The 11,894-nt window shown below is 30.2% G+C and carries 7 protein-coding genes; 1 reads left to right on the plus strand and 6 read right to left on the minus strand.

Annotated features, from left to right (window positions below):
• Positions 1-87 precede the first annotated feature (87 nt).
• From FNB79_RS16465 to FNB79_RS16485, 5 genes are all read right to left on the minus strand, one after another.
• Positions 88-1,464: a TlpA family protein disulfide reductase gene (locus FNB79_RS16465; protein WP_143382403.1), complete on the minus strand. Its 1,377-nt coding sequence runs from the start codon at positions 1,462-1,464 to the stop codon at positions 88-90.
• 270 nt (positions 1,465-1,734) lie between these two features.
• Positions 1,735-2,856, minus strand: a complete 1,122-nt coding sequence (locus tag FNB79_RS16470; RefSeq protein WP_143382404.1) for a TlpA disulfide reductase family protein — start codon at positions 2,854-2,856, stop codon at positions 1,735-1,737.
• Positions 2,857-2,864: 8 nt separating this feature from the next.
• Positions 2,865-4,322, minus strand: coding sequence for a RagB/SusD family nutrient uptake outer membrane protein (locus FNB79_RS16475; RefSeq protein ID WP_143382405.1), 1,458 nt, complete (start codon positions 4,320-4,322; stop codon positions 2,865-2,867).
• A gap of 5 nt (positions 4,323-4,327) precedes the next feature.
• A complete protein-coding gene (locus FNB79_RS16480) occupies positions 4,328-7,837 on the minus strand; it encodes a SusC/RagA family TonB-linked outer membrane protein (protein WP_185967803.1) in 3,510 nt (1,169 codons plus the stop codon).
• 101 nt (positions 7,838-7,938) lie between these two features.
• On the minus strand, positions 7,939-9,078 hold the full coding sequence (locus FNB79_RS16485) for a FecR family protein (protein ID WP_143382407.1): 1,140 nt from the start codon (positions 9,076-9,078) through the stop codon (positions 7,939-7,941).
• A 271-nt stretch (positions 9,079-9,349) separates the two neighbouring features.
• On the opposite strand from FNB79_RS16485, the gene FNB79_RS16490 reads away from it, so the two are divergent.
• Positions 9,350-9,955 (plus strand): RNA polymerase sigma factor, encoded by a 606-nt coding sequence (locus tag FNB79_RS16490; RefSeq protein ID WP_143382408.1) that lies wholly within the window; start codon positions 9,350-9,352, stop codon positions 9,953-9,955.
• A 539-nt stretch (positions 9,956-10,494) separates the two neighbouring features.
• On the opposite strand, the gene FNB79_RS16495 is transcribed toward FNB79_RS16490, so the two are convergent.
• Positions 10,495-11,874, minus strand: a complete 1,380-nt coding sequence (locus FNB79_RS16495) for a sugar porter family MFS transporter (RefSeq protein WP_143382409.1) — start codon at positions 11,872-11,874, stop codon at positions 10,495-10,497.
• Between the last annotated feature and the right edge of the window lie 20 nt (positions 11,875-11,894).

Below are 11,894 nucleotides of genomic sequence, written 5' to 3' on the forward strand. Positions count from 1 at the left end.
CAATAGTTTTAAAGACTTTATACATTAACATATGTCTTTACTTATTTTTAGAAATGAAATTTTATTTGAAATAGATATTAAATTATTTTAAATCTCTAATGTGTTAAATAATTCTAATAACTCAGGATCTGATGGTCTCGGGGCTTTTTTATCTACGATATTCCCTTCTGGATCTAATAATATAAAACGCGGAATAGAAGAAATAAAATAGTCATCTAAAAATTTAGACTTCCCGCCCTTATCTGCAAGTACTTGAATCCCGCCTAGCTCTTTTGTTTTAACCATGTTTTTCCACTTATCATGATCTTTTGATTCATCTATGGAGATACTTAAAAAAACAATATTCTTTCCATGATACGCTTTTTCAATACGTTTTAAATCTGGTATCTCTTTTAGACAAGGCACGCACCAAGTAGCCCAAACATCTATATAAACATATTGTCCTTTAAGTTCCGCTAATGACAAAGTGCCTCCTGAATACTTTTCGTAATTTGTGAAGGTTGGTGAGGGTTTACCTTTGTTAACACTTATTAACTTATTATAAGTTGCGGTAATTTTAGCATTGTTCGCTGCATCTGTGGATGCATTTATAAAGGTTTTATAATACGCTTCAACATCTGTCGCTTTCATCAATCCATATTCTGCTCCTGTAAATAACAACTCATTCTTAATGGTTTCATTCGCAATAGTCGCATGAACCTTAAGCTTTGCTAGCATATAAGGTATTGATTCCTTTTTAGATAACGCTTTAATTTCATCATTATAATGCGCTATCACTAATTGTTTATAAGTATTAATTGATACAAAATCGGCCTCATTATTGACATCTAAAGTATCTAAATCTGATAAAAATTCTGCTGTGGGTTTATAATAGGCTTGTTTTGACCAATACACGTGTTTTCCTGTTGCGTATTTTGATAACTCTAATAAATAATTGTAATTAAGCTTACGCTTTTCTAAAGCTTTAAAAGCTGGATCTACGCCCTCTAGAGTGTCTAAGGCTTTAGAGAGTAATAAGGTGCTTTTTTTGATGTTATTTTTAAACTCTACTTCATCTAATGCATAAAATAAGGACTCCTCTAATTTCTGAGAGTCTGTTTTACTTTTTAATAATAGATAATTGGTCGTTCCCGAACCTTCTCCTGAAATTTTAAGTGAATGATTAAAATCTTTTGAATTGGCTGTAAGTGTAATATCATTTCCGTTATTTAAATAAATACTAACACTGTTTTTTCCTGCTGTTAGCAAATAAAGTCCTGATCCCGCTCTTATAGTGTCTGAAAAAACACCGTTTGAAGCTACAGAAATTTTCTTTTTAAAAGTTTTGTTTAACTTAATTAAGGTGAGTTCTTCTGCTTCTAAATTTTCAATCTTTCCTGAAAATAGAGCATAGTCTACTGCTGTTTCTTTATTGAAAACCATGAGGCTTAAAATCAATCCGAAACTAAATATTAGTGTTTTCATTTAATAAAATAGTGTAAAATAGAGGATAATGGTATTTACCAATACATCTAGTAATTTTAAGTGTTTATTGGTTCTTGTATGTGAACTCATCTCAAACAAAATCCTTTTTGTAACAAACTGATTTTGAAGTTAACTTTTTATACAAACACGTTATGATGAGAAAGATTTATTCTTCCTTCTTTTAAAACCTCATTATGTACATAATGAGGTTTTAAGTAGATAAATAGTATTAAAACTATAATGTAATTGTTTTAATATTTTTAAAAAGTATTACTTGGCTAGTAATTCTTTTATTTTTGATTCTAGCTCTTCTCCTTGAAGGCCTCGTGCTACTATGACTCCTTCTTTGTCTATTAAGATCGTTTCTGGTATCATGGTTATGGCAAATGTTTTTGCTGATGGGCAATTCCATTCTAGTAATGAAGAGGCCTGATCCCAAACAACATATTCGTTTTGCTTTAAAAAATTACGCCATTTACTCTCGTCTCTATCGTAAGATATTCCTAAAACCTCCAATCCTTGTGGATGAAATTCTTCGTAAATCTCTCCTACATGAGGCATTGCTTTTAGACATGGACCACACCAGGTTGCCCAAAAATCTATAAGTAAAACTTTACCTCGGTATTGATACAAACTCGTTTCGCCTCCATCTAATGACGGGATGGTAAAGTTCTCTGGCGTGCCTCCTACAAAAGACCTTTTTAACTCTTTTACCTCATCTTTAAAAACGGTAGCTTCTTTTGAGTTTTTTATACGATCTGATAAGTTTGCAAAGGCTTGCTCTACTACAGGTAAAGGATCATATCTTAACATATAATTTTTTATATAAAAATAAGTCCCATAACTATCTGGATAATTGCTTAAAATATTAAGCGTTTCATCAATAAAATCTGCATCTAATTTTGCTCGCGTTTTTTCTAAGTCTTCATCACTAAGTTCTCCCGCTTCATTGGCTTTAACTACTCGATTACTTTTACCTCCCCAAACGGTTCGTCTTTCCTTATAATTAGACTTTAACTTAGCATAAACTGCGTCTTCTTTTCCGCGTTCTAATTCAAAAAGATATTTGGTGTATTTCTCTGTAACTACTTTTGTTATAATATTTACATTAATAACCGTATCTTCTAGTATAAAATTTTCTTTAAATCGAGTTCCTACAATAGATAATCTGACTTCTTTTATTTCTCCAAAAGCATCCCCTGTAAAGGTAAATTTACCATTAGAATCTACTTGTGTAGAACCTAGGCGCTTTACAACGCGCATATTGGAAAGTTCTTCTAAAACGATTTCTTGTCCTTCTCCCCCTTTAAAAACCCCATTAATTACATAATGAGGGTTTTCTGAAGCAGATAGGAATAATGTTGTTATTAAAATTATAATTATATTTTTCATGTGTTATTTTATCTATCGTATACAGGTATATCTGGGTTATATTCTATAACACTATGAGGAAGTGGTAAAATCCATCTTGGATCGTTTGGTGGTAATGTATAATCTACACCGTCTACAGTATGCGTTACTGTTTTAGCAAATTCAGATTCTGTATTCAATCTTTTAAGATCTTGAAATCTAAAATCGGCATTAAAACTAAACTCTCTTCTTCTCTCGTCTAAAACAATTTTTAACGCCTCTGCATTAGTCGCTGCAACTAAAGGCTCATTACCTACAATTCTATAGTTTCTAAGGTAATCTAAATATTCCATGGCTTTATCTTTACTACCTATCCTAGCTTCTAATTCTGCTAAAATAAGATATAACTCAGACAACAACATTCCAGAATTTCTTTCGGTAACTGCATAATACATTGTTGATCCAGGGAATTCATACACTCTAGTTTCTGAAGTCCAAAGTTCATCCGTAGCAAAGTACAAATCTTCGCGTTTATCAACAGCTCCTTCAGGTAAATTTAAACGATAAGTATCCATTAGTTCATCCGATGCAAGCGTCTGATTAAAATAATATAGTGACGTTTTTAGATACATATTTTCTGGAATATCTATTGGATCTAACATTGGCTCACCTGTTCTGGAATCTATAAGTCTTGAATACCAACCAGCTTTAACAGTATAATATTGAGTTAAATCTTGTAACTCAAAAGGAGAAGCGGCTTTATCTTCTAAAGCAAGGTTTGCGTATGTAAGGGCATTTTCATAATCGCCTTTAAACAAATACACTTTAGATAATAGTAAATTTCCAGACATTTGAGTTGGATGAAATATGTTTAGCGTATAGTCTTCTAGTAGAGGTGTAGCTTCTATTAAATCATTAATGATAAAATCATAAACTTCCTCCACAGAATTTCTAACATATTCTGCATTAATATCTTCATCTAAAATAATAGGAACTCCATAATCTGTACTTGCTGTAGCAGGATCATAGGCTTTACCATAAAAATTTACTAATTTAAAATAATTAAATGCTCTGCTAAACATGGCTTCAGCCTTAGTGACTGATTTGCTTTCTTCGGTAGCATCTGTAACATCCATAATATTATTAATAACAACATTATAGGTGTATATTTGAGAATAGGCTTGAACGTAATACCCATCATCCTGTCCTTGAGGAAATGTTGGTCCAGGATTAAAATAATAATAATTTAGATTTTTCTCACTAAGATTTGATAAAAGTGATGAACTTGGATAACTAGGATCTGTAGTTTTCTCTGCATCGTCTGTTAACAAAATTGTGTATCCCATTTCATCCATAGTAGAAAGAGATGACTCATTTAATAGTAAAGCAAAATCATTATAGGTCTCAGGTATTGTATATCCTTTTGGTTCTATGTCTAAATAATCATCACAAGAATTAAAAGTAAAAATGGTGATTAACGCGAATAATATTCTATATATATGTTTCATAATTTTTAAAAATTTAAATTAACCCCGAAAGTATATGTTGGCATTATCGCAGTTCCTCTACTATACTGATCTGTCCAAGTTTCAGGATCTAAGTTATTTCTATTATTATTCCAACTTAAAGGGTTTTGTACATCAAATACAAGTTTTAATTTGGAAATATTTAAAGTCTCTAAAAATGATTGAGGTAAGTTATAAGCTAAAGAAATATTTCTCAATTTGGCATAATCGGCTTTTTGAACATGTAAATCTGCATATTCCCATAAAGGAGTTACGCTATCACCTGTTCCAGATAAATGAGCAGGAGATGTATAAATATTTGCTTCATCACCAGGTTCCTTCCAATAGTTACCATGTATTTTATCTATATTGGTATTGAATGTATAAGGATTTGTATATGTTGGATAGAACCCTGCTGCAACATCTCTTTGAACGTGTCCTCCGTAATAAACAATAAGGAATGAAAAATCAAATTGCTTATATGTTATACTACTAGAAAAAGAAGCACTATAAGGGGGTGTATACGTTCCTGAATTTACTAAATCCTCTACTTCTAAACTTTCTAATGAGTTTACAATAGTACCATCTTTTTTATATGCAGTTGGAGCTCCTTCATCATTTAAACCTGCATATCTAATACTATAAAGACTATTCATTGGCTGCCCTACAAGTTGTTGTAATCCTATTACCTGATTGTATACATCTTGACCTGTATGGTCTAGATTTGTAATTTCATTTTTATTATAACTAAACAATAAACTGGTACTCCATGTAAAGTTCTTATTAGCTATATTTAGTGAATTTACCTGAAACTCAATCCCCTTATTATCTATTGAGGCATAATTTTTTAAAACAGAGTCCCAACCTAAAGTAGGATCTGTATTAACATTACCTAACACATCCTTAGTAGATTTCTTATAAACATCTATACTACCAGATATTCTGTTAGAAAATAAACTATAGTCTATACCTAAATTAGTTGTGTTTGTTTTTTCCCATCTTAATGATTCATTTGGAGGAGAAAGCACATATGCTTGTTTCTCATTGGTTATGTAGTTATTAACACTAGCTACTTGTGTAAAAATAAATGGTCCAACATCTTTAGCTACATTTCCATTTATACCATAAGTCGCTCTAACTTTTAACCTATCAAGCCAAGATAAAGATTCGGTATTAAGTCTATAACTTGCACCTAAAGACCAAAGTGGGACATATTGATATTTTGGATCTGTACCAAATAAGTTAGATTGATCCATTCTAATACTAGCATTAACCCCTAATTTATTATTAAACATATAAGCCCCATTTCCATAAAAAGAAACATATCTGTTTTCTTCTTCAATTGTTTCAGGCTCTACTGAAGTATAAGTAAAGTATCCATAAGGTGGTATTTCAGCTCCAAATATACCCGAGCTTAAACCTACTTCATCAATATTGGTATAAGAAAAATTATCAGGATCATAACCGTATCTTTTATATCCTTTTTGACCGGTAACCACCTTTCTTCTTTCAGCCCCAAATAGCAAATTTATATCATGCTTGTCATTAAATACTTTGGCATAATTAAGTTGTGCTTTTAGAGTGCTTGAATAGCTTTCTCCAAATGTTTCAGTTATTTGCCCTCCTTCAGGGATATTATATGTAATAATTCCATTTTCATCAATTTGGGCAGCATTATTTATTAATCTACTAACAGCAATATTTTCAATTGAAGAATAATCAGATAGAGAAGACCTACTCATTTCTGTTTGCGCTCTTACTTCTAAATTTAACGATTCCGTAACATCAATTTTTGCTCCAATATTTAGGTTAACATAAGGATTCTTATAGGTTTGAGTACGTGTATCTAATTGTTCCAAAGGATAGTAAGACTCATCTAATAAACCAACACTAATAAGCCTATCTACCTCTTCGAAACTTTTATAATTTTCCCATCGTACAGCGTTTCCATCTTCATCTTTAAGTAACTGATAAGGAAGCATAGAACCTCCTAATAAAGATAAACCACTAATACCTACATTATTATCATAACTATTATAACTACCTATAACACTTGCGTCTACTTTTAGCCAATCTGCTAATTGAAGGGTGTTTTTTAAAGTCATCCCTATTTTATCTACAGAACGATCTTTCTCATAAGACCCTGTATTTTGATAATTAACAGAGAGTGCATATTGATACTTTTCTGTACCTCCTCTTAATGAAAGATTATGTTGTTGAGTAATCATTGTTTGTAACAACTCATCTTCTACTTGACTATAACCATCTAATCCTCTAAGTCTGTCTATTTCAGAATTAAAGTAATCTTCTGTAATTTCTCCATCTTCTCTTGCATATAATAATTTATTTACATCATTCATCTCTAATCTAGAATTTTGTCTAGACCCTGACAATGCTTCATCAAAAATATACATCTGATAATCAATCAATTCTGACGACGACATTAAATTTGAGTATGATTGATCTGGAAGAGGTGTTATTTGTAATGTTGATGAATAATTAATTACAGGCTTACCAACAATCCCTCCTTTTGTAGTAATTACAATAACTCCATTTGTTGATCTAACACCGTAAATAGAAGCTGCTGTAGCATCTTTTAATACAGTAACACTTGCAATTTCATTTGGGTTAATAGATTCTATATCGCCTTCAAAAATTGCACCATCTACAACATATAAAGGAAGTGTACTTGCATTAAAAGTAGCCGTTCCTCTAACAGCAGGTGTTCCTCTATATAATGAAAAACCAGGTACAAGCCCTTCTATCCTTGATAAGATATCTGTTTGAACTTTATTTTCAATTTGCTTAGAACTTACCATTCCGTAAGCTCCTGTAGACCTTTCTTTTGAAATCGTTTGATACCCTGTTACAACAACTTCATCTAATTCGTTCATAGACTCTTTAAGAGTTATGTCTATAACATTATTATCTCCTACCAAAATTTCTTGACCTACATAACCAACAAAACTAAACGATAGTGTGGTGTTTTCATCTCTATTACTAAGAGTTATTTCATAATTTCCATCAAAATCAGTCATTACACCATTTAAAGTACCTTTTTCTACTACAGATGCACCTGGTAGAGGCATGCCATTCTCGCTGATGACCACCCCTTTTATTTTTAAATTTTGAACACTCGAATTTTGTTTAGATCGCTTTCTAACACTAATATTTTTTTTATTAGAAAATCCGTAACTAAATTCTTCTTTAGGAATGCTCATCTCTAAAAGTTCTGATACTTTTATCTTTCCTTTCTTTAAATCTACTTTACCGAGACCTACAAAAAAATCATCTGGGTAAATAAAATTGTAATCGGTTTGGTCACTAATCATTTTAAAAATCTCCTCTATAAAAACCATTTTATCTTCATCGATAACGATTTCTGCATTTTGAGACAATGAATTCTTTGGAGCTAAACTTAGCAGTGTAAAACAAAAAGCAAAAAGAAATGTTCTCATAATAATTTCTAAGATCCACTTACCTAAAAAGGGACGGTGGTTTGTTAAGTTAATTTTCATAAATTTGCATAAATTTAATTGGTTAGACATTTAATTAATTTAATTGAGATTAGGAGGGAAAAATATTCACGGTCCAATGTTTATATTTCTTTCCCTCTTTTTTATTCTAGAACAATAAGTTTTCCTTCTATTCTATAATTTTTAATTTTATTTGTATCCTGAATTAATTCTAATATTGTTTCAAGGTTTTGATTTTTATTAAATTCACCGTTAAACCTCTTATCTCTTAAAGATTCATTCAAAAATTTAAATTCTACATCATACCAGCGTGTTAATACTTTTGAGATATCCAATAGTGACTTTTTCTGAAAGACAAACTCACCATGTCTCCAAGCAATATCTCCTCTAACATCTGCATCTCGAATTATTAAATTATTATTTTCTATATTATAAATAGCTTGCTCATTTGGTATTAATAACTTAGAGTCCGATTTTGTATTTATAGCAACCTTACCTTCTACTAATGTAGTATATACCTGAGATTCACCTTTATATGATTTAATATTAAATTTTGTTCCTAAAACTTCTATCGTTTGGTCTAAATTAATGACTTTAAACTTGGATCCTTCATGTTTTGTACTTGGAGACACTTCAAAATAAGCTTCACCATAAACCAATTCTACTTCTCTAGGTTTGCCTGTTATAAAATTTACAGGATATTTTAACTGTGATTCAGAATTTAGCCAAACTTCTGTATTGTCTGAAAGTACAATATGGTATTGTCCTCCTCTAGGAATAGTTAAATAATTATATTCTATACTATTTGTTTTATTATCTACCTTTTTATATCTGATCTCTTTACCAGAACTTGTTAATATATTATTTTGATATTGAGTTAAACTATCTAAAATTAAATGAGAGCCATCTGCAAGTGTTAAAGTCGCTTTGTTTGTCCCTGGATTTATAGATACTTTAGTGTTTTCAACTAAAGTATTCTTAGTTAGAAAGAAAAGACCGATTGTTACTAAGACTAACACTGCTACTGCATATCTAATAAATTTTCTTTTGTACAAAGGAATTACCTTTTTTAACTTATCATCATTATTATTTATAGCATGTTTAACTTTTCCATAAGCAGCATTAACATCATTTTTTAAAGTCGCTAGATTGACATCATGATAATCAACAACATATTGTTTAAATTCATGCTGGTTTTCAGTCTTTTCTAACCACTTATAAAGTAACTTTAACTCATCTTCGGTTATGGTATTTGCTATAAATTTCGCTATAATACTCTTCACAATTCAATAGTTATTTTGTTGTTTACATATACTATTACTCGCAAATCAGATAAAACCCCTAAAAAAAATTACACTTTTTTAAAAATCATTATTAATTTGCTAAAACACAAACACTATTCATTAAAAAAAAAGTCTTAATTACTTTTAAAATATTAATTTATCAATTTCAATGACAAAAAATTTTCAAACCTTCATTTTTTAAGCTTTTATGGTGTTTTAAACTCTACTTAAAAAAAAAATAATTAGTTTTAAAGACTCCTAATTTTTAATTATGAATACACTAGAAGCTGTTAAGGCTTTAAAAAATGGTGAAGAATATGCCTTTAAATTTCTATTTGATAAATATTATAACAGACTAGTCGCATATATCACTACATATACGCATGATAAAATGAGTGCTGAAGACATTGTTCAACAAGCATTCATTGACTTATGGAATAACAAAAAAAAAATAAATGAAAATAAACCTTTAAAAAGCTACTTATATGCAATAGCATACAACCGCTTTATTGATACCGTAAATAAAGATAAGCGTCAAAATATTGTATTAGGACAAATATATGAACTTGCTTTAAGAGATATTATTGATGAAGACAATGAAGCATTAGAGAAAAGAATTTTAAAGATGAACCAAATTATAAAAACCTTACCTCCAAAATGTAGACAAACACTCGAAATGAATAAAATTAAAGGTTATAAATATCATGAGATAGCAGAAATAATGGGTGTTTCTATAAAAACAGTGGAGTCACAAATGAGTGTTGCTTTTAAAAAAATACGCAAAGGTTTTGACAAAGAAAACCTCCACCTATTATTTATAAATTTTTACAAAAAAATTAATATAAGACAAACTAAAAATTCAAATCTTTCATTTTAATTTTTAATAAGAATCCTAAAAGTATTTATGCAGGTTTACTAACGTTTACATATTGATTTAAATTTCAATCCTTAAAAGTGTAACCAAATACGATTGCTGATTAATTTATAAAACTTTTTTTAAAAGTTACAATTGTAATTCTTTTTCGATTTGATAATAAATAATCCCTACACTTTTATACTTCTATAATGATTTAATATTACAGGATCCCTTACCTAAAAACATGTACTACGTTAATAAACTAGTCTTAAATTAATTACAGCTTAAATAGATTTTTTTTAATAAAACTGGCTTCCTCAAATAATTTTGCCTTATCATAAAAAATACAACATTAATTACATTTCCTATTAGATTACTTTTTTTATAATAGATTCATCAACATAACAAATCTAGTCTCTCTATATAAAATTATTCTAGTCTATTTTACATCTTTAAATTTGCATAACAAAAATAGCTTACATCAGAAATTAAAAAAAGCCGCAACATTTATTGCATAAATATTACAGCTTTTTTTGTAATTTTTTTTTAGGTAGATATTATTACTTTTTCCAAAACTCTTCAATTTCTTCAAGAGATTTTCCTTTTGTTTCGGGTATAAATTTATAAGTCACAAATACAATTATTAGAATAAAACCTATAAATATATAATAGGGTAAAGATCCATTCCAAGGTTCACTTGTATTGGTTTCGCTTCCCATTACTACTGGAAATGACTGAGATACCACATAATTTGCAGCCCATTGTGCTGCCACAGCTACAGACATGGCTACACTTCTAATTTTATTCGGAAACATCTCTGCCAATAAAACCCAGACCACTGGACCCATAGACAGTGCAAAAGACGCTATAAATACCAAGACTCCTATTAGCGATATTACACCAACATTTTGCTGTTGCAAAGTAATGCTTAACAGTAAAAAACCAACAACCATACCTACTGAACCGATGTAAAGTAGTGGTTTTCTTCCAAATTTATCTACAGTAAACATTGCTACAAAAGTAAATACCAAATTAACAAAAGCTAATAGTATTTGCTGTAACAACACATCTTCTTTTCCAAATCCAAGTGCTTTCTCAAAAATATCCGCACCGTAATACAATACAGCATTAATTCCTGTAAATTGCTGTAAAACAGAAAGGATTGTACCTATTGCAATGATACTTAAAATCGCTTTAGAAAAGTAATTTACATCTACTCCATCATTAGCTTCATTTAAAGAGGCCTTAATATCTTTCATTTCTTTTAAAGCAACCTCATCTCCATTTATTTGTTGCAATACTGCTAGTGCATCTTTATCTCTACCTTTTAAAGCTAACCATCTCGGACTTTTAGGCACAATAAATAATAACACTAAAAACAGTATACTTGGAATTAACTCTGACCAAAACATGCGGCGCCATCCAAACTCTATATTCTGGGCTAAACTTAAATTATTACCAATAAAATAGGTTGCTAAAAACACCACAAAAAAACCAATTACAATTGCCAATTGGTAATATGTAACCATACGCCCCCGAATATTTGAAGGTGCAATTTCTGCTATATACATTGGTGCATTCATAGACGCTACTCCAATACCTAAACCTCCTATAATTCTAAAAACAACCAACATACTTACAGTTTGTGGAAATAGCTCTGGCAAACCTGAACCATAGGCTGAAAGTGTAAAAAATACAGCCGATATAATTAAAGATTTTTTCCGGCCAATCTTAACACTTAAAGGTCCGGCTATAATTGCTCCTACAAAACAACCTAATAGCGCACTTCCTACAACCCAACCTTTTAAAGCATCGCTTAATTGAAAATATTCTGTTAAATAAAATTGGGCGCCATTAATAACTCCTGTATCATAACCAAACAACAAGCCTCCTAAAGCGGAAACTGCTGCGATTAATAATAAAAAAAGACTTTTTTTCATTGTTTATGTATTTGTGAAAA

Origin of the sequence: Formosa sediminum, from assembly GCF_007197735.1 — a bacterium.
In the GTDB taxonomy this organism is placed as follows: domain Bacteria; phylum Bacteroidota; class Bacteroidia; order Flavobacteriales; family Flavobacteriaceae; genus Formosa; species Formosa sediminum.

Coding starts and splice junctions, on each gene's coding strand:
- FNB79_RS16465 (WP_143382403.1), bottom strand. CDS start 1,464: ATGAAAACACTAATATTTAGTTTCGGATTGATTTTAAGCCTCATGGTT.
- FNB79_RS16470 (WP_143382404.1), bottom strand. CDS start 2,856: ATGAAAAATATAATTATAATTTTAATAACAACATTATTCCTATCTGCT.
- FNB79_RS16475 (WP_143382405.1), bottom strand. CDS start 4,322: ATGAAACATATATATAGAATATTATTCGCGTTAATCACCATTTTTACT.
- FNB79_RS16480 (WP_185967803.1), bottom strand. CDS start 7,837: ATGAAAATTAACTTAACAAACCACCGTCCCTTTTTAGGTAAGTGGATC.
- FNB79_RS16490 (WP_143382408.1), top strand. CDS start 9,350: ATGAATACACTAGAAGCTGTTAAGGCTTTAAAAAATGGTGAAGAATAT.
- FNB79_RS16495 (WP_143382409.1), bottom strand. CDS start 11,874: ATGAAAAAAAGTCTTTTTTTATTATTAATCGCAGCAGTTTCCGCTTTA.